We start from the raw sequence: 19645 nt of genomic DNA, 5'->3' as shown, positions 1-19645 counted from the left end.
TTAAGCGAGGAAAGACCGTGGCATCCCCAAAAGAATGGAACCCGACAGAACGAGTGCGAGAACTCTCCTATCGCATGGTACGATGGCCGAGCGAGACCGGAACGCCTGACGAGGCATCCTTCGGTCCGAAGCTTGCCGAGCTTCTGCGTGAGATTCCTTATTTCCAGAAGAATCCGGACCACATTGCCGTCATCGACAGTCACGGTTCGCCGATGACCAAGAATGTCATCGCGGTCGTTCGCGGCACAGGGCGTAGAACTCTAGCTCTGGCGGGCCATTTCGACGTGGTGGAAACTGCAAACTACCGCGATTTGAAACATCTGGCCTTTGAACCGGATGCCTTGCTGGAAGCGCTTCTCGCCGATCTTACCAGCCGCCCGCTTGCTCCGAACGAAGAAAAGGCACTCGCCGACTTCCAGAGCGGACATTACATTCCGGGACGCGGCATGCTGGACATGAAGAGTGGCGTTGCCGCTGGCATCGCCACACTCGAATATTTCTCGCAACAGCCTGATCGCGAAGGCAATCTGATCCTGTTCGCGACCCCTGACGAAGAGCGCGGTTCGCGGGGAATGCGCAACCTGCGCGATGCTTTGCCGGAACTTGCCGAACGCTGGGGTCTCGACATTGTCGCCGGTATCAATCTGGATGCAACAAGCGATCAAGGTGACGGTGCGGAAGGCCGCGCCATCTATCGCGGCACTATCGGAAAGCAGCTTCCCTTTGCCTTCGTGATCGGGCAGCCTTCGCATGCAAGCTATCCGTTCGAAGGTGTCAGCGCGCATCTCATTGCGTCTGAAATCATGCGGGCGGTGGAAGCCAATGCCACCCTTTGCGATACGGCGGACGGTGAAGTTTCGCCACCTCCGATCTGCCTTGAAGCGCGGGATTTCCGCGGTGGCTATGAAGTGACCACGCCGGAACGAACATGGATTGCCTTCAACTGGCTGACCCATTCCGTTTCTCCCGATGCGTTGTTCCAGCGGTTCAAGGCGGTTGTCGGCGAGGCACTGGATCTTGCGATCGGGCACTTCAATGTTGAGGCTGAACGCTTTGCAAAGCTGGTTGGCAGCGATGCAGACGCCAATCACAAGGGTCGAATTCTGACCACTGTCGAGCTGCGCGACGAAGTCCGGCGTATTGGTGGTGACGCGGCACTGGAACGGATAGCTGCATTGGAAGCCGAGCTCTCAAGCAGCGACAACCCACTCCTCATGACGCGGGAACTCGTCAATGCGATGGTTGCCGAGGCGCGTATTACAGGTCCGACGGTCATTATCGGTTTCGGGAGCCTTGTCTATCCGCATGTTCGGATTGGGACCGAAACGGCAGAAGAACAGCGTTTCACCGAAGCTCTGGAAGCCGCGCGCGTGGATACGGAGCGCCAGTTTGATACGACGATCCGATATAGGGAAATCTTTGCCGGGATTTCGGATATGAGCTTCTTCGGTCATATCCCCGATGCGATGGATAGCGAAGTCATCGCGGCCAACACGCCCGCTGCTCAGTTTATCGACCGCGCCAATCCAAAGGCGCTTTCTTATCCTGTAGTAAATATCGGCCCATGGGGACGCGAGTATCATCAGCGGCTGGAACGGGTCTATGCGCCCTATGCCTTTACGGTGCTGCCGCAGTTTCTCTATGGCATCGCTGCTCGGTTCCTTAAGCCTTAGCGGTTCGCGAACGGCTTGGTGTTCTTCATTTGGCTTGATTGACTGTTATAGCGATCATGTGGAGGACGTCATCGGCGGAGCATCCGCGCGAGAGGTCGTTTGCGGGTTTGGCGAGGCCCTGGAGCACGGGGCCGATGGCCTGTGCGCCGCCGATGCGCTGCGCGATCTTGTAGCCGATATTGGCGGCTTCGAGATTGGGGAACACGAAGACATTGGCATTGCCCTTCAGCGGGGAGCCCGGTGACTTGGCATGGCTGATCGCCTCCACGAAAGCGGTGTCGAACTGCAGTTCGCCATCAATGCACAGATCGGGCGTCCGCTCCCGCACGGTGCGGGTTGCCTGAACGACCTTTGATACGCGCTCATGGGCGGCGCTGCCGCCGGTGGAGAAGGACAGCATGGCCACGGCTGCGTCTTTTTCCGTTAGCTGGCGGTATGAATCGGCCGACTGGATGGCGATATCGGCCAGCTGCGCGGAATCCGGTTCCACGACGAGGCCGCAATCGGCAAAGACGAAAGCGCCTTTCTTTTGATGATGCGACTGGCACAACAGCATCAGGAAGAAGCTGGAGACAAGCGAAGCGCCTTCGGCCTTGCCGATGATCTGCAGGGCATGGCGCACCACATCGGCGGTCGTTGCAACCGCACCGGCGACCGTCCCATCCGCATCGCCCTCCCGCACCATCATGGCTGCAAAGCCGAGCGGTGTCTTCACCATTGCCTCAGCCTGTTCTTCCGTCATGCCCTTGGCCTGACGCAGCCGATAGAGTTTTTGCGCATAATCCGCGCTCAAGCTCGATGTTGTGGGATCGATGATCGCAATTGTCGAGCCGTCGATCTGTCTGCCGATGATGCTTTCGGACCCCAGAAGCGTGATGCGGGCAATGGCTTCGCGTTCGGCACGCAGCGCCGCATCGATGATGCGCGGGTCTTCGCCTTCGGCCAGCACGATGTGGCGCGGCCTCGACCGGGCTTTCTCAAAAATCTTTTCCAACGGCAGCATGGCGCAATCTTTTCAAAAGGCCGGGAGTTGCGCTCCCGGCCTGATTACTGACGAACTGGTTCAGACCGGCATTTGCTGGCGCATGTCGGCCTTGTCGATACCGGCCACGATGACGGGTTTCTTCATCGCATCGCGGCGGAAAGGTTCGCCCAGTTCCTGATTGAGCACGACTTCGATGAAGGTGGTCACACCCTTGGCCTGCTCGTCGATTGCCGTCTGCAAGGCCTCGGTGAGCGCCTGCTGGCTATCGACGGTCACGCCCTTGAGGCCGCAGCCATCCGCCACCTTGGCGTAGCTCAGGTTTGGATTGAGCTCGGTGCCGACGAAGTTGTTGTCGTACCACAGCGTCGTGTTGCGCTTTTCGGCGCCCCACTGATAGTTGCGGAAGATGACCATGGTGATCGCAGGCCAGCCCTTGCGACCGATGGAGGTCATCTCGTTCATGGAGATGCCGAAGGCACCGTCGCCGGCAAAGCCGACCACCGGCGTGTCGGGCTGGCCGATCTTGGCGCCGACGATGGACGGGAACCCATAACCGCAGGGGCCGAACATGCCCGGCGCCAGATATTTGCGTCCATGCTCGAAGCTTGGATAGGCGTTGCCGATGGCGCAATTATTGCCGATGTCGGTGGACATGATGGCGTTCTTCGGCATGCCGGCCTGAATGGCGCGCCATGCCTGTCGCGGCGACATGCGGTCCTTCTCGCGTTCGCGTGCACCGGCATTCCAGTGTGTGCCCGGATCGTCATCCTCGTGATCCATTGAGGAAAGCTGCTGCAGCCAGGCGGACTTGCGCTGATGGATGAGCTGCTTGCGCTCGTCGCGACCGGCATTGCCCGCATTGGCGCCCATCTGGTCGAGGATCTGCCGCGCAACCTGTTTGGCATCGCCGCAAATGCCGACCGAGATCTTCTTGGTAAGGCCGATGCGATCGGGATTGATGTCGACCTGAATGATCTTGGCATCCTTCGGCCAGTAATCGATGCCGTAGCCTGGCAGTGTCGAAAATGGATTGAGGCGGGTGCCGAGCGCCAGAACCACATCGGCCTTGGCGATCAGCTCCATCGCGGCCTTGGAGCCGTTATAGCCGAGCGGTCCTGCGGATAGCGGATGGGTGCCGGGAAAGGCATCATTGTGCTGATAGCCGCAGCAGACCGGCGCATCGAGCCTTTCGGCAAGTGCGATGGATTCCGGGATCGCGCCACCGATGACGACACCGGCACCGTTGAGAATGACCGGGAATTTTGCTTCCGTCAGAAGCTTTGCAGCCTCGGCGATGGCATCGCGTCCGCCGCTCGGACGCTCCAGCCGCACGATCTGCGGCAGGTCGACATCGATGACCTGCGTCCAGAAATCGCGCGGCACGTTGATCTGTGCCGGTGCACAGCCGCGCCATGCCTTTTCGATCACCCGGTTCAGCACTTCGGGAATGCGGGTCGCATCGCGCACTTCTTCCTGATAGCAGACCATCTCCTCGAACAGCGCCATCTGGTCGACTTCCTGAAAGCCGCCCTGACCGATGGTCTTGTTGGCAGCCTGCGGAGAGACGAGCAGCATCGGCGTGTGGTTCCAGTAGGCCGTCTTGATGGCGGTCACGAAGCCGGTCACGCCCGGACCGTTCTGGGCAATCGCCATGCCCATCTTGCCAGTCACACGCGTATAACCGTCGCAGATCAGCGCCGCATTCGTCTCATGCGCGCAATCCCAGAACGTAATACCTGCCTTCGGAAACAGATCCGAAACCGGCATCATCGCAGAACCGATGATCCCAAATGCATGCTCTATCCCATGCATCTGCAAAACCTTAACAAACGCTTCTTCCGTCGTCATCTTCATGGCGAATACCTTTCCTTACAATTCAGAGAACTTCGTCTTTCAGCGCATACCAGCGATACATCGCACGCTGCCCTATGCGCCTAAATGGCGTCAGCATGCCGTAGCTCGGCAGTTCGGAGGTGAAGATCGGCAGGTCCAATTCCTGTCCGCGACCGGTCATCAATTGGGCGACCCGGCGTCCGGCCTGTGCGGAATACATCACGCCGTTGCCGCCGTAGCCCATGGCATAATAGATTTCCTGCGTCGGATCGGGACGATAGATGCGGGGCATCATGTCATGGCTGACATCGACCCATCCCCACCAGGAGTAATCGATCTTGATGCCGGTCAGCGCCGGGAACTTCCGGTAAAGCCCCGAAAGCAACAGATCGTAATATTTCTGATTTGGTGCATCGGCTCCCGTAATGGCGCTGCGGCTACCGATCTGTATCCGCCCGTCGGGCAGAAAACGATAATAGTGGCGAAGCGTGCGCGTATCAGTTAGCGGAATGCCGGTCTTCGGGCCACATGCTTCAATTTCATCCGGCGTCAGCGGTCGCGTCACAACAGAGTTCGACAGCACCGGCATCAGCCGGTAACGGGTGAGAGGATGGAGGCCGGGCGAGGTGTATCCTGCTGTTGCAAAACATACTTGTCGCGCCTTGACCGTACCGTTCGGTGTGTTGAGATGGAAAACATTGCCGTTCTTGCGGCAGCTGAGAACCGGGCTTGCAGTATGCACCTTTGCGCCTAGCTTGCGGGCAAGCCGAAGATAGCCGAAGGCGAGCTTTGCAGCATGAATGCCCATGCCGTCCGGTTCGTACATTGCGCCGCGGGCTTCCTGGTCCCGGATGAAATCGCGATGAATTTCGTCGCGACCAACCATGCGCGTCCGATAGCCGAACACGTCGTTCAGCAGGCGGGATTCTTTCTCCAGCGAGGGAATGACCTTGTCGCGATGGGCGATGTACAGATGACCGCCATCCTGCGGATCGCAATCGATTTCCGGTTCGGCAACAAGCGCGCGGAAGAGATCGAAACCCTCGGCAATTTCCTTATGCAACTTCCGGGCAACCTCTACGCCCCAACGCTCGATCCATTGCGAACGCTTGAGCCGACCGGCGGAAATCTGCGCCTGACCGCCATTGCGAGTGCTGCACCCCCAGGCAACGCCATTTGCTTCAAGCACCATGGCCTTGACGCCATGATCCCGGGCGAGGTGGATCGCTGCAGAAAGACCAGTATAACCTGAGCCGACAATCACGACATCGGCTTCGACGTCTCCGCGAATAGGGCCATCGTCTTCCGGCACCGGTCCGGCAGTGCCGATCCAGTAGGTCGGGGCATAGTCGCGCCCCTGTCCGGGCGTCTTCGAAATCACCGGATCATAGGCGGGGTCGAATGGCTGAGTGGCAGTGAAACTGTTGAGAGTGTGGGTATCCATATGTCGGTCCTCCAAATCACCGACGGACATTGTTGGGGCTTACGCCTTCAGCAAAGGCCGGTTCTTGCGGAATGCCTGCTTGCGGACGATCTTGCCGTCACGCTGTGTGAAAAGATCGCAGCCTTCGGCCTCGACGCGTGCGCCGTTGGTATCGGTTCCGCGAAAGGTCCACTCGGACACGGCACGGTCGCCACTCACGAAGTGTCTGTGTCCGTCCCATTTTACATCGGGCATGGCGGTCCAGACGCCGGAGAAAGCCTTGGCAATGGCATCCTTGCCTTCGAGGCGGGTGCCGTAAACTTCCTCGCCGCCGATGGTGTAGAACACGCAATCATCGGCGAAAAAGGCCATAATCGCGTCGATGTCGTGCCGGTTGAAGGCGTCGAAGAGGTCGGAAAAATGCTTCTCTGTGAGTTGTCCGGCGGACATTCCAATGCTCCTTGATAAGTCTGAAGCCTAGCCCACTTTTAGGCAAAGCTTCCCTGTGGCGCGGCAGAATTGCCGCGCGATTGATATTGCGAATGAGATTTCGGTCGGGCTGATTAAAGCGGTTGCAGCGCCATCAGACTTTACCCTTCCACGGGATGAGAACCTTTTCCATGTAACGGATCAAAAGGTCGAAGGCGAAAGCGAACACACCGATGACGATGATGCCCATGATGACGGTGTCGCTGGCCAGAAACTGTGCCGCGTTGAGCACCATGAAGCCAAGGCCGCGATTGGCCGCCACCATTTCCGCGGCAACCAGCGTCGTCCAGCCTACGCCGATCCCGATGCGCATGCCCGTAAAGATTTCCGGCATGGCTGCTTTCATGATGACTTGTGTTATCACCTGCGTCCGGGAGGCACCCATTGCATAGGCGGCGTGGATTTGCTCCGTGGAGACCGAGCGAACGCCTGCTCTGGCCGCAATCGCCATCGGCGCGAAAATCGCGAGGAAGATGAGAAACACTTTCGGGAACTCACCGATCCCGAGCCAGATAATAATCAGCGGCAAATACGCAAGCGGCGGCAACGGGCGATAAAACTCGATTATCGGATCGAGAACGCCACGTACGAAGCTGCTCATGCCCATCATGATACCGATGGGAATTGCCGTAATACAGGCAATAGCGAAAGCACCCAATACGCGTCCGAGACTGACGAGCGTATGTTCGGTCAGAGTGGAGTTTGCCACGCCGTCGGTCATGGCAACTATGAACTTGCCATAGACCGCGAAAGGAGAGGGGAGAAACAGCGGTTTGACCCAGCCCATTCCCGTTACGAGAAACCACAGCCCCAACAAAATCAGTGCGGTTACGAGGCTGATAAAGCCACTATTGCCGTCGCCGGGGGCGCCATAGATTTTACCGGGTTTGACTGGTCTTGCCCGAGTTACAAACTCAAGCATGGACCAGTTCCGGGTTTCCTGATGCACGTTCATCGCCATAGATAATCCCCAGAATTGTCTCACGCATCTTGATGAAATCGGGACTGGACTTGACGGCGCGCGCGTCACCGCATTCCAGAAAGCGTCGGTTGAAATCCAGATCATAGGTATGGGTGATCCGTCCGGGACGCGGTGACATGACGATCAGTCGCGAACCGAGGAACAGGGCCTCTTCGACGCTGTGAGTGATGAAGAAGAACATTTTGTTGGTCACTTGCCACACCCGCAAAAGCAGTTCCTGGATCGTTTCGCGGGTGAGGGCATCGAGCGCTGCCATGGGTTCATCCATGAGCAGCATCGCCGGATCGCAGGTCAGTGCGCGGGCGATACCGACACGCTGCTGCATACCGCCGGAAAGCTGGTAGATTTTGTGATTGTGGAAATCCTGCAGGCCGACCAGAGCCAGATTCTTGGTGGCACGCGCACGGCGTTCCGCCTTTGGCACACCTTGAAGCTTGAGCCCGAATTCAGTGTTGTCGATTACATTGAGCCAGGGAAGCAGCGCATGTTTCTGGAACACGACACCTCTATCAGCGCCCGGGCCGCGCACTTGCCTTCCGCCTAACGTGATTTCGCCGGATGACGGGATCATGAACCCTGCCATGAGATTGAGAAGTGTGGTCTTGCCGCAGCCGGATGCACCAAGCGCCACCACGAAATCCCCGCTGTCGATGCGCAGATTAACACCCTTCAGCGCGATCACGGCTTCTTCCACATAAAGACCGGGATAGGTCAGACTGACATTTGATACGTTCAAGGTTTCCATGACGTCACCTTTCGGGAACGAAGGAGCGGTTCCGGCTTGAGCCAGAAGGCAAAACATTGCAGGAACCGTCTCGGTTCAGCGGCTTGCCCAAGGCATGCCGCTGGTGGGAGGTGCTTGAATTACTTCACGCAACTACTTCGCGGCGGCTTCGGCGAAACTGCCATTTACGTTGCCGCTATAGTCATCCAGAGCCTGGTCGAGTTGCTTTTGATCGACGAGGAATTTTGCGCTCTGGGTGACGGATTTGAGCGCCCCGCTGTCCTTGCCGCCGCCGAGCCACGCTGGGGAGGCCTGTTCTTCCGCTGTCGGGAAGGACAGCAGCGCGAGTGCGCCCGGTATGTCAGCGGCATTGCCGCCGATCAGCTTGACCATGCCTTTGATCTGTTCGGAATCTGCCGTCCACTGGCTGCCATTGGCCTTGTAGTCGGCATAAGCCTCCTTCAGCACCGTGGTGAAGGCGGTCATGAATTTGGGATTCTCGCTGGCGAAACTCTTGTCCACCACAAGTCCATCGAAGGTCGGAACGCTTTTTGCGCCGATTTCTTCAGAATTGGCGATTTCCTTGCCAGTCTTGAGGATTTCGGAAAGAGCAGGGGGCCAGACATAGGCAGCATCGATATCGCCACGTTGCCAGGCGGCAACGATCTGCGGCGGTGTCATGTTGAGGATCTCCGCATCACGCGGATTGATCTTCCAGATGTCGTTCATGCCAACGAGCAGATGGAAATGCGAGGTCGAAACGAAGGGCACGCCGATCTTCTTGCCCTTAAGATTTTCCGGTTTGTCGATGCCCGAGCCTTCTCGTGCTACCAGTGCTTCCGATTTGCCAATATTATCGAGAATCCAGAATAGTTGCAGGTCGACACCACGTGTGGCGGCCGCTGCGATACCCGTTGAACCAATCACACCGACGGGCACGTTACCGGACGCAAGTGCCGTCGAAATATCACCACCCGATGCGAACTGGCGCCAATCGATCGTGTAACCGGCTTCCTTGGCTGCCGCATCGAACCTTCCGGCAGCGATCGCGGTCAGAAACGGACCGACGATCTGTTGATAGCCAACCACGACCGTAGTTTCGGCATAGGCCGTAGACGTAGAAAGCGCTGCTACGGCCGAAAATAACGCCACCCGTTTCATGCTATTGAAATAGTTCATGGAGTTCCCCTTCCATTTAAGAACCATATCTGACTTAGTCATGACTGTTGGCGTTTTTCGCCAATCTGCAGTTCCAGTTACAAACGATAGCCATCTCATCAAATTTGCCTTATATCCAGTTGGAATAGTCAATAAGTCCAGATTGGTGATCAAGATGACGCAGCCCGAAAATCGGCGGGCACGCTCACCTTGCCGTCGAAATTATTCCACGTAGAGAAACAGAAAGAAGAAACACTATTGCTAAGTGGAGCATGAAGCGGAAAAACTGACGCAAATTTGGACGAAATTACAGATATACTGATGGAGTAAAGCCTTGGACGCCGTCTCGCCGACGATCTTCTTCATAGATGGCAGCCGAAACACCGGATTGCAGTCGCAGATCCGTGAAACGACTGTATCGGCCATCCTCTCCGGTGCTGTTTTACCGGGTGCGCGCATGCCTTCGACACGGGGGCTGGCAGATTATCTGAAAGTCTCACGCCTGACTGTAACGCTGGCCTATCAGGAGCTTGTGTCCCAAGGATATCTGGAAGTGCGGTCACGCAGTGCCTATCACGTGGCCATAACCCCTCCCATCAGTCGTCCTGACAGAGATTTCTTGCAGACACCCGATACCGCGGTTGACTGGTCGTCCAAATTGCGTCTCGGATTCAATATTGCCAAGACCATTCGCAAGCCGCTGGACTGGCGGAAGTATCGCTATCCGTTTCTATATGGCCAGATGGACCAGACTTTGTTCGATCTTGCCGCATGGCGCGATTGCGCCCGGCGCGCCTTGGCACGAGAAGACTTTATTCTCATGGCTGGAGATTTTGCTGCCGCGGACGACGTCGAACTGGTCAACTATATCCGTTCACGCACGCTACCTAGCCGAGGAATACGGGCTGAACCGGACGAGATATTGGTCACGGTGGGAGCACAGAACGCGCTTTGGATCGTCAGCCATCTGCTTTTGACGCGACGTTCGCATGTCGTATGTGAGAACCCGGGGCATCCGGATATCAGCGCGACGCTTCATCTGACGGGAGCTCGTGTAACAGCCCTCGACGTTGATGAAGGCGGCTTGCCGCCGGAACTGTTGCCAGATGAGATCGATGCGGTCTTTGTTACGCCAAGTCACCAGTCTCCAACAGCCGCCACCATGCCGCGCGCGCGACGTATCGCACTCCTGGAAGCCGCTGCTGAACGTGATTTCGTGATCGTCGAGGATGATTACGAATTTGAGATGAGCTTTCTGCAGCCACCGACACCGGCGCTGAAGTCGCTCGACCAATATGGTCGCGTTCTCTATGTGGGCAGCTTCTCCAAGTCGCTGTTTCCGGGACTTCGGCTAGGCTATCTGGTTGCACCGGCACCTGTCATTCGCGAGGCGAGAGCACTACGTGCGCTCATGCTGCGCCATCCGCCCGGTCATCTGCAACGAACGGCCGCTTACTTTCTGGCGCTTGGCCATTACGATGCGGTAATCCACCGTATGCGGATCGAATATCACAAGCGTCACATTGTCATGATCGACGCGCTTGATCGCGAAGGATTGAAAATCGCCGGCAAGTCGGGTTTTGGTGGCACGGCATTCTGGATCGAAGGGCCGGAAGGTATGGATGCCGACAAGCTCGCACGCGATCTGCGCGAGGATGGCGTGTTAATCGAGTCAGGGTCGCCATTCTTCTGGAGCGACGACCGACCATGTCGTTATTTCCGTATCGCTTATTCCTCCATCCCGATTAATCGCATTGCGGAAGGTATCGAGCTTTTGGCCAAGAGAATGCGGCAAATCTCGTAGGTCTGGAAAGTTTGAGTTCAGCCTGCGTTCATGTGGATTACGATAACGGATTTGTGAAGCTGCCGGAATTTGTCCCAATTCGATGGATATCGCTGGCGGCTCTACGGCGTCTCTCCTCGCGAATCTGTGGGTGAGACGCATATCAATTCTGCCTTCCAGAAGGAGAAGGATATGTCTATTCGTTCGAAGCTTCTTGCCACGGTTGCCGTGCCGGTTCTGTCAGCCTCCATTCTTGCGCAGCCAGTACTGGCGGATATGTTGACGGCTCCAATCTTGCTGGCGCAAGAAAATGGAGACCAGCAGCCGTCCGACGAACAGTTGCAGCAGCAACAGCGCGAGGCTGAAGAACAGCAAAACGCAGCGGAAGAAGAAGCACGTCGGGCTGAACAACAACAGCGCGCTGCCGAGGAAGAAAACCGTCGACAAGCCGAAGAGCAGCAAAAGGCAGCTCAGGAGGAAGCCCAGCGTCAAGCAGAAGAGCAGAAGCGCGCTGCGGACGCAGAGGCGCAGCGCCAAGCTGAAGAACAGCAAAAGGCGGCCGAACGCGAAGCACAGAAGCAAGCCGAGGAGCAACAGAAGGCTGCGGAGCGCGAAGCGCAGAAACAGGCTGAAGAACAAGCCAAACAGGCTGCCGAGAAGAACAAGGCCGAGGAAGAGGCACAGCGCCAGAGCGAACAGCAGCAGAAGGCCGCTGAAGAGGAAGCCCTACGTCGAGCCGAAGCACAAAAGAAGGCTGATGAGGATGCAGCTCGCAAGGCCGTTGAGCCTCAAGAGCAAGCCGTGCCCGCGGAAAAGCCGGTAAAGGAAGCTCCAGCAGCGAACCATGAAGCTAAACCCGAGCAACCTGCAGCCGAAAAGCCAGCCAAGGAGGCTCCCGCTCAGGAAGCGGAAAAGCCAGCTGGGCAACCGGCAGAGGCAAACCCGGTAACGCCTTCGCAGAAAGAACCAGCAGAAGAATCGATTGTAGAGCATCCCGAGGAAGCTCAACCGCAAGAACCGAAAGCAACGGAGGAGCTGCAGAATGAGGCTCAACCTGTGCGGCCGGTCGAACAACCGCAATCAACCGAAGGCCAGCAAAAGCTTACGCCGGAGCCAGCACCGGAGATAGTTGATCAGCGTTCGACCGAGGAAAAGCAAGAGATTGCGAAAGACCCTGCCAAGACAGACGACACCGTTGTCTTGCCGGTTGAAAATGGCGCCGCCATTCTCGACAGCGACAAGGATGCCGACAATTCCGGTGGGAGCCAGTCGCGTGAAGAGCGTCGCAAGCAGCGTGAACAACAGCGTTCGTCTGAGGAGAATGCACCGCTACCCCCAAATGATGCGGCGGCACAGGTTGCGATTCCGGACGAAGTGAAGGCCGCATTGCCGCAGAAAATCGAAGCCAATCTCAAGGAAGAGGGTACCCGTATAAAGGAGGCACCGGTTTTTGCCGTGCCGGAAACCACAAATATCATCAACAACACAGTGGTGAACAATACGGTTATCAACAATACGACAGTCAATAATGTGACCAATAATGTCGCGAACGTCAAAGTGATTGAGGAAGTAGATAATCGCGTCATTCTCGATGTGGGTGACCGTATTTTCGTACGTGGTGATGATCGTCCGAGATTGCGCCGCGATGCGGAAGATACCTATTATGATGAGCTGCCGCGCGGACGCACCCGTGAAACCATCGTTCGTCCGGGCGGAAATCAGATCGTCACGGTTTATGATCGATATGGCGACATTCTTCAGCGCTCCCGTATTGACCGGGACGGCAACGAATATTTGATGATCTATGCGCCGGAATATGACGACAATCCGCGAGCCTCTATTATTGATGTCGGCTACGAATTGCCCCCGATGCGCCTGACCATTCCGGTTAGGGATTACATCATCGACGTCGCGGACGATCCGGATCGCGATTTCTATGACTTCCTCGCCATGCCGCCAGTTGAGCGTGTGGAACGCGTCTACACGATTGACGAAGTCCGTCATTCCGCCCGCCTGCGTGACAAGGTGCGTCGTATCGATCTGGATACGATCCACTTCGCGACCGGAAGTGCCGAGGTTTCCCTTTCGCAGGCCAAGACACTGCGCAAGGTTGCAACCGCCATGCAGAAAGTGCTGGCCAAGGACCCTGGCGAGACGTTCTTTATTGAGGGACACACGGATGCCGTCGGTTCGGATCGTTCGAACCTGGTTCTGTCCGACAAGCGGGCTGAATCCGTCGCAAGTCTCCTGACGGAAGTCTATGAAATCCCCCCAGAAAATCTCGTTACGCAAGGCTATGGTGAGCGATTCCTTAAGATTCGCACGCAAGCCGCAGAGCAGGAAAATCGCCGGGTCACCATCCGTCGAGTAACCCCGCTTGTTCGTCCTGTCGCGCAGCGCTGAACAAAAAACACCCGGATGCGACCTTCGCATCCGGGTGTTTTTCCTGAAGTGATTTTGTCAGGCGATCTTGGACTCGGTTGTCGTCAAGCCGAGTAACTGTTCACTCATAGAGCGCGGTTTTACCGCCTCAATCTGAACCATGAGTTCGGCGATCTTGTCAGCATCGACGACACCGCATTCATAAATCTGGATGATTTCGCGCGCCATTTCGTCTTTGTGGGGAGAGGTGATAGGACAACGAGTCATTGTTTCGCACGACTTCACATAAGCCGCTTGCAGCTTTTCCAACTCGGTGGGTTTGAAACGCCCGAAGTAGTAATCTCTCGAAAATGGCATTCTACGCATTCCGCAGATGGCTGACGGATAGATAATTCCACCCGAAAACCCGTAATTTCGTGCGATCCGCTATACTAAAAGACAGCCGATTGCAAAATCTTATAACCGATAATTGTTTAGTTTATGTAAAATAATCAGTCTGCAGTAAAATTGCTCAGGCTTTCATATGGGTTTTACTAGTGCTTTGCCGGAAGCAAATAGCGTGTTTGAACTGACCCTCCGTCAATATAGTTGTCCTCATGGCTCATGTTTTAATTGAACCGTTCGACCTGCTCTCCCACCACTTTAAAAGTATTCCCAAACGCAAACCACTTCACGCTTTTGCTGGAAATACTCTAGACGCGAGCAAGCTGCAGCTTCGCGACCGTTTCGGCGATCTTTTCGGGGTCGTGTTCGCCAGATTCATATGTTCTTATAATCGCGCGCGCGAGAGCTTCTTTGCTCTCGTTTGTGGTCGCACAAGGCTCGAGTAATACGCAGCACCGATTATAGGCAGCCTGCAGGACCTGAAGATCTGTTGGCGCGTATGTACCCTGATACTTGTTGCCGCGAAATGGCATGACTGCCTCCCCGTTTGACTGATTGAACCCCTAATTCAGGGGGAAAGCAACTGATCGTTTTATGACAGCGGTATCAAACGCATCATGGCATTACTTCTGGTGGTTCGGTTTCTCTGAACGCAAATAGCGATAATCTCTGGTTCCCAATTCGTTGGGTTTGCAAGCCCGCTGTAAGTTTGTTGAAAGCTGGTTGAAAGCTTGCCTGCGGTAACCATTCAGAACCGATTGAGGAATCGGCGCATATTAGGAGGGGCTTGGCTTTGCTGGGCCAACAGGAGCTCTCGGAGGAGCATAGATGACAATCTCTATCGATTCATGCCGCCATTTGTTTGGTGCGGCCTTAATTGGCAGCGCGATGGTGTTTGGCGCAGGCGCGGCCCATGCCGAGAAGCTGACGGTGATCGTTGGTGGTATGGAAAAACAGATTTATCTTCCTGCAGTGCTGACGGAAAAGCTCGGTTACTTCAAGGACGAAGGCCTTGATGTCGAGCTGATTAACAGCCGCGCGGGTGTGGATGCAGAAAACGAACTTTTGGCCGGTGCAGCTCAGGCCGTGGTCGGGTTTTACGATCATACGATCGATCTGCAGTCGAAGGGCAAGTTCATCCAGTCCATCGTTCAGTTCAGTCAGGCTCCAGGCGAAGTGGAGCTGGTGTCCAGCAAATATGCAGACCAGATCAAGTCGCCTGCCGATTTCAAGGGCCACACGCTCGGCGTCACGGGTCTCGGCTCTTCAACAGATTTTCTTACCCAATATCTTGCCATGCGTAATGGCTTGAAGCAGGGCGACTACACGTTGCTGCCAGTCGGCGCAGGCAATACTTTCATCGCGGCCTTCAAGCAGGATGCCGTTCAGGCAGGCATGACCACAGAGCCCACTGTCGCAAACATGCTGAAAAGCGGCGATGCCAAGGTTCTGGTCGACATGCGCACGCCGGACAAGACAATCGAAGCGCTGGGCGGACCATACCCGGCTGCATCGTTCTACGTGCAAAGCGCGTGGCTTGAGACGCACAAGGAAGACGCGCAGAAACTTGTCAACGCTCTGGTCAAGACCATGCGCTATATCGCTTCGCACAGTGCTGAAGAAATCGCCGACCAGATGCCCAAGGATTATTATGTCGGTGACAAGGACCTTTACGTAAAGGGACTGGCAGAGGGTAAGGCACAGTACACGCCGGATGGCCGGATGCCGAAGGATGGTCCTGAAACTGTTCTCAAGGTTCTCGCAACCTTCAAGAAGCCGCTTCAGGAAAAGCAGGTCGATCTTTCGAAGACATTCACGACCGAGTTCGTGGACAAGGCCAACGCAACGCTCGACGCTGCGAAGTAAATAGCGCCCGACCGACGTTCGACCACGAACGTCGGTCCCGCTGCCTTCATACTCAACCGCATTGCAAGGCACGCGATATGGTTCGCGCGCGAGCGGTGCCGCATACCCGCGAGGAACCCATGCTGATGGAAGCCCCCAGAACCATTGCGCGTGAGAAAGCTGGCAATAGCGTGCCTGCAATCGCGCTCAACAATGTGACCCGCCGTTTCGTCACCCCTGACGGCAAGATGATGACCGCATTGCGCGACTTCACCATGAATGTTGCGCAGGGTGAATTTGCCTGTGTTGTCGGCCCAACCGGCTGCGGCAAGTCGACGACGCTTAATCTCGTAACCGGCCTCGCCAAGCCAAGTGCCGGTGAAGTTCGCCTGATGGGCAAACCCATTGAAGGTATCAGCCCTGATATCGGTTTCGTGTTCCAGGCAGACGCACTTTTTCCCTGGCTCAATGTCATCGATAATGTGAGTGCCGGTCCACGCTATCGCGGTATGGGCAAGGACGAGGCTTATGACAAGGCACGTAGCTGGATCGCACGCGTCGGCCTTGCCCGTTTTGAAAAGCATTATCCGCACCAGCTCTCGGGCGGTATGCGCAAGCGCGTGGCACTGGCGCAGACCTTCATCAATGAGCCGAAAATCCTGCTCATGGATGAACCTTTCAGCGCGCTTGATGTGCAGACACGTACATTGATGCAGGGCGAATTGCTCGATCTCTGGCAGCAATCCGGCGCATCGGTCATCTTCGTCACGCACGACCTCGAAGAAGCTATCGCGCTGGCCGACAAGGTTTACGTGCTGACTGCAGGTCCCGCCACCGTCAAGAGCGTTTATGACATCGACATTCCACGCCCGCGCGTCATGGAGGATATCCGATACGACAGTCAGTTCGTCGATATTGCCAAAGTAATCTGGGACGATTTGCGGGAAGAAGTGCAGATCGGCCAAAAGCGCGCTCTGGCCAACGGAAACTAATCGGAGAAAATGCTATGACAACACAAACTCTCTCCGCGTCAGCAAATTTGCAAGCCAGTGCAAGTGCTGACGAACTTGCGCGCACCGAAGCGAAATTTCGTGCCGATGCGCGTCGCCGACGCGCGGTCGTTATCCTCGTACGCCTTGCTATTCTTGTCGCCGTTCTGGGCGGTTGGGAACTCGGCGCGCGGACCGGGCTGATCGATCCGTTCTTCTTTGCAAGTCCTTCGGGCATTACCGATCAGATATGGATCTGGATCACGGAAGGCACGTCTCAGGGACCGCTTTCGGAACAGATCATCGTAACGCTTGAGGAAACCGCGCTTGGCTTCCTGATCGGTGCAGTAGGCGGTGTCATTTGCGGTATCTTGCTGGGCCGCAACAAATTCCTTGCCGATGTGTTTTCGATCTATATCAAGATCGCCAATTCTATCCCGCGCGTCGTGCTGGGCTCGATCTTCATCATCGCGCTCGGCCTTGGCATGGCATCGAAAGTTGCGCTGGCCGTCGTCATGGTGTTCTTCGTGGTCTTCGCCAATGCGTTTCAGGGCGTGCGTGAGGCCGACCGTGCGCTAATCGCCAATGCGCAGATATTGGGGGCATCCCGCTCGCAGATCACGCGCACTGTCATCGTACCATCGGCCATGAGCTGGATTCTGGCGAGCCTTCACGTCAGCTTCGGCTTTGCGCTCGTTGGCGCGGTCGTCGGCGAGTTTCTCGGCGCAAAAAAGGGTGTCGGCCTGATGATCTCAACCGCTCAGGGCACGTTCAATGCCAACGGCGTTTTTGCCGCCATGGTCATTCTGGCGGTTCTGGCGCTCGTCGTGGAATACATCATCACACTGGTCGAAAACCATCTGGTGAAATGGCGTCCACAGGCGCTTTCCGAACAGGGAAGCTGATCGTCGGTCAAATGCATGAATGTGTCAGGCGGCGGGCAAGGTGATAGTCACCGTAAGCCCGCCGCCTTTCGTTTGGGAAAGCTCCACATGGCCGCCCGCCGTGTCAGCGACTTCGCGCACGATGGCAAGGCCCAGTCCGCTTCCGTCCGCAAGCGTGCCCGGAACACGATAGAAGCGTTCGAAAACGTGCTCATACTCGCTAGCCGGGATACCGGGGCCGTTGTCCTCGACCCGGATATTGATTTTTCGTCCATCTTGATCGACCGCAAGTGTTACCATGCCGCCTTCAGGTGTATAGGTGAGTGCATTGTCCACCAGATTCACGATCATCTCGCGCAGCATTGTACCATCGCCGGAAATCATCGGCTTGGTCGCCTTAAGTTCGAACCCGAGATCAATCTTGCGGTCGAACGCCTTGCCCGCGAGGCTTTCCAGAATTTGTTGTCCCGCTTCCGCCAGATCAACCCGGTCGGCGCGGGGACGCCTGCTGCCCGGTTCGGCACGCGAAAGCGTGAGCAATTGCCCGGCAAGCCGTGAGAGCTGCATCGCTGTATTCTTGATTCCTGCCAGAACATCCTTGCGGTCGCTTTCACCGGTTGCCCGTTCAGCGAAACTGGCCTGCGTCGAAAGCGTCGCAAGCGGAGTACGCAACTGATGTGCTGCGTTCTGGATGAAGCGGTGCTGCGCCGACATCTGCTTGCGCACGCGCTCCATATACTGGTTAAGCGCTGTGACGAGCGGTCTAAGTTCGGTCTGGACTGTCTGCGGATCAAATGGTTCCAGCTCGGATGTGCGATTGCGGACCTCGTTGCGGAGCCGGATCAGCGGGCGCAGCACAAAGCGCAAGCCCAATAGCGAAAGGGCACCGGCGACAATGATAAGCAGCGATTGTTCCAGCACAGAGTTCAGCCATAGCTCCCGCTGCATGGCGGTATATCCGGCAAGCGTGACACCCACGACCACGTCGACGGCTTGTGGCAGGTTGGGTGGCGCGGCAACAGGATGACGCACGACAACCAGTCGCAAGGGATGGTCGCGATAGGTGCCCTCATAGTGGAGCGGGTCGTAATCCGCGATTTTGGCCGGTTTTGGCAGGTCGGGAAAGCCTGCCAGCAAGCGGCCATCCGACGTCTCGACACGATAATAGACCCGGTCGCCATTTCCGGTCGAAAACATCTCCAATGCGACCGGAGGGATGACGGCATCGATAGCATTATGCGAGGCGGCGGTTGCTTCGCCGATGGCGCGTGCAGATGCCGTCAACATGCGGTCTGACACGATGCCAGCCATGTTTTCTGACGCGCGCCACGCGGTCCACAGATTGATCCCGGCAACGATAATCAGCGGGAACACAATCCACGAAACGAGTTGCGCGCGCAGACTTTGGGAAAGGCGGGTGAATAGCCGTTTCATCTCAATTCGCTTCGCGCAGCAGATAGCCGAGGCCGCGCAAGGTTACGATTTCAGCCTTGGTGCCTTCCAGTTTTTTGCGCAGGCGATGAATGTAAATCTCGATGGCATTCTCGTCGGTCTCGCTGTCGAAATTGTAGATGCCTTGAACAAGCGTGGCCTTGCTGACGGTCGTTCCGATACGTCGCAGAAGTTGTTCCAGAACCGCATGTTCCTTAGGCGTAAGCGACAGCGGGTCATTTCCGAGAGAGAATAATCGAGTGTTGGTGTCGAAACGCAGCAAGCCGCAGGTTACGACTGGCGCGGTCCGCTGGCTTGACCGGCGAAGGTGAGCGCGAATGCGTGCCTCAAGTTCGCTGAGTTCGAAGGGCTTTGCCAGATAATCGTCAGCACCAGCATCCAATCCGCGGATGCGCCCGTCGAGGCTCGCGTTGGCTGTCAAAATGATAACGGGTACCTCATTGCCTCTGCGGCGGACGTGTTCCAGCACATCGAGTCCGGTCTTGTCGGGCAAGCCAAGATCAAGGATCACCAGATCGTATTGCGTGAAGGCAAGCGCCTGTTCCGCATCGGCTGCGTCGTGCACCGTATCGACGCTGTAGTTTGACTGTTGCAGGCTTTTTGCCAGCCAGTTTGCGAGGGTGAGATTGTCTTCGACGAGCAGAATACGCATGGCTGAC

Annotated in this window: 16 protein-coding genes; 6 read left to right on the top strand and 10 right to left on the bottom strand. The window is 56.5% G+C overall.

Annotated elements, in window-relative coordinates; genetic code table 11:
• Positions 1-74: 74 nt before the first annotated feature.
• Positions 75-1673 (top strand): M20/M25/M40 family metallo-hydrolase, encoded by a 1599-nt coding sequence (locus HWX93_RS01125; protein WP_235969053.1) that lies wholly within the window; start codon positions 75-77, stop codon positions 1671-1673.
• Positions 1674-1698: 25 nt separating this feature from the next.
• On the opposite strand, the gene pta is transcribed toward HWX93_RS01125, so the two are convergent.
• The 7 genes from pta to tauA all read right to left on the bottom strand — a co-directional run bounded on the left by pta (position 1699) and on the right by tauA (position 9288).
• On the bottom strand, positions 1699-2676 hold the full coding sequence (gene pta, locus HWX93_RS01120) for a phosphate acetyltransferase (RefSeq protein ID WP_176036180.1): 978 nt from the start codon (positions 2674-2676) through the stop codon (positions 1699-1701).
• 60 nt (positions 2677-2736) lie between these two features.
• Positions 2737-4512: a sulfoacetaldehyde acetyltransferase gene (xsc, locus tag HWX93_RS01115; protein WP_176036179.1), complete on the bottom strand. Its 1776-nt coding sequence runs from the start codon at positions 4510-4512 to the stop codon at positions 2737-2739.
• A 22-nt stretch (positions 4513-4534) separates the two neighbouring features.
• A complete protein-coding gene (locus tag HWX93_RS01110) occupies positions 4535-5935 on the bottom strand; it encodes an NAD(P)/FAD-dependent oxidoreductase (protein WP_176036178.1) in 1401 nt (466 codons plus the stop codon).
• 39 nt (positions 5936-5974) lie between these two features.
• Positions 5975-6364 (bottom strand): nuclear transport factor 2 family protein, encoded by a 390-nt coding sequence (locus tag HWX93_RS01105; protein ID WP_109988792.1) that lies wholly within the window; start codon positions 6362-6364, stop codon positions 5975-5977.
• A gap of 133 nt (positions 6365-6497) precedes the next feature.
• Positions 6498-7325: an ABC transporter permease subunit gene (locus HWX93_RS01100; protein ID WP_109988791.1), complete on the bottom strand. Its 828-nt coding sequence runs from the start codon at positions 7323-7325 to the stop codon at positions 6498-6500.
• Positions 7318-8130 carry a taurine ABC transporter ATP-binding protein gene (locus HWX93_RS01095; RefSeq protein WP_025091973.1) on the bottom strand — a complete coding sequence of 271 codons (813 nt, stop codon included), beginning with the start codon at positions 8128-8130 and terminating at the stop codon, positions 7318-7320. The genes HWX93_RS01100 and HWX93_RS01095 overlap by 8 nt, the downstream gene beginning before the upstream one ends.
• A gap of 132 nt (positions 8131-8262) precedes the next feature.
• On the bottom strand, positions 8263-9288 hold the full coding sequence (tauA, locus tag HWX93_RS01090) for a taurine ABC transporter substrate-binding protein (protein ID WP_176036177.1): 1026 nt from the start codon (positions 9286-9288) through the stop codon (positions 8263-8265).
• A gap of 313 nt (positions 9289-9601) precedes the next feature.
• Here tauA and HWX93_RS01085 point away from each other — a divergent pair, with 313 nt between their 5' ends.
• Together HWX93_RS01085 and HWX93_RS01080 are read left to right on the top strand one after the other, a co-directional pair.
• Positions 9602-11071: a PLP-dependent aminotransferase family protein gene (locus tag HWX93_RS01085; protein WP_176036176.1), complete on the top strand. Its 1470-nt coding sequence runs from the start codon at positions 9602-9604 to the stop codon at positions 11069-11071.
• 171 nt (positions 11072-11242) lie between these two features.
• The gene (locus tag HWX93_RS01080; protein WP_176036175.1) at positions 11243-13453 is read left to right on the top strand and encodes an OmpA family protein; all 2211 of its coding nucleotides are present in this window, start codon (positions 11243-11245) and stop codon (positions 13451-13453) included.
• 57 nt (positions 13454-13510) lie between these two features.
• On the opposite strand, the gene HWX93_RS01075 is transcribed toward HWX93_RS01080, so the two are convergent.
• Complete coding sequence (locus tag HWX93_RS01075; RefSeq protein ID WP_176036174.1) at positions 13511-13789, bottom strand: hypothetical protein; 279 nt, start codon at positions 13787-13789, stop codon at positions 13511-13513.
• Between the two features lie 867 nt (positions 13790-14656).
• Between HWX93_RS01075 and HWX93_RS01070 the strand changes: the two genes are divergently transcribed.
• The 3 genes from HWX93_RS01070 (at position 14657) to HWX93_RS01060 (ending at position 17555) form a co-directional block, all read left to right on the top strand.
• Positions 14657-15682, top strand: coding sequence for an ABC transporter substrate-binding protein (locus tag HWX93_RS01070; protein ID WP_419190601.1), 1026 nt, complete (start codon positions 14657-14659; stop codon positions 15680-15682).
• A gap of 119 nt (positions 15683-15801) precedes the next feature.
• Positions 15802-16653 (top strand): ABC transporter ATP-binding protein, encoded by an 852-nt coding sequence (locus tag HWX93_RS01065; RefSeq protein WP_176036353.1) that lies wholly within the window; start codon positions 15802-15804, stop codon positions 16651-16653.
• Between the two features lie 14 nt (positions 16654-16667).
• Positions 16668-17555: an ABC transporter permease gene (locus tag HWX93_RS01060; protein ID WP_176036172.1), complete on the top strand. Its 888-nt coding sequence runs from the start codon at positions 16668-16670 to the stop codon at positions 17553-17555.
• Between the two features lie 24 nt (positions 17556-17579).
• Here HWX93_RS01060 and HWX93_RS01055 read toward each other — a convergent pair whose 3' ends face one another.
• Both HWX93_RS01055 and HWX93_RS01050 read right to left on the bottom strand, forming a co-directional pair.
• Positions 17580-18968, bottom strand: coding sequence for a sensor histidine kinase (locus tag HWX93_RS01055; RefSeq protein WP_176036171.1), 1389 nt, complete (start codon positions 18966-18968; stop codon positions 17580-17582).
• Position 18969: 1 nt separating this feature from the next.
• Positions 18970-19638, bottom strand: a complete 669-nt coding sequence (locus HWX93_RS01050; RefSeq protein ID WP_109988783.1) for a response regulator transcription factor — start codon at positions 19636-19638, stop codon at positions 18970-18972.
• Between the last annotated feature and the right edge of the window lie 7 nt (positions 19639-19645).

Source organism: Brucella tritici (genome assembly GCF_902825325.1).
Lineage (GTDB): Bacteria > Pseudomonadota > Alphaproteobacteria > Rhizobiales > Rhizobiaceae > Brucella.
This window is presented reverse-complemented; position numbering and strand designations above follow the sequence as displayed.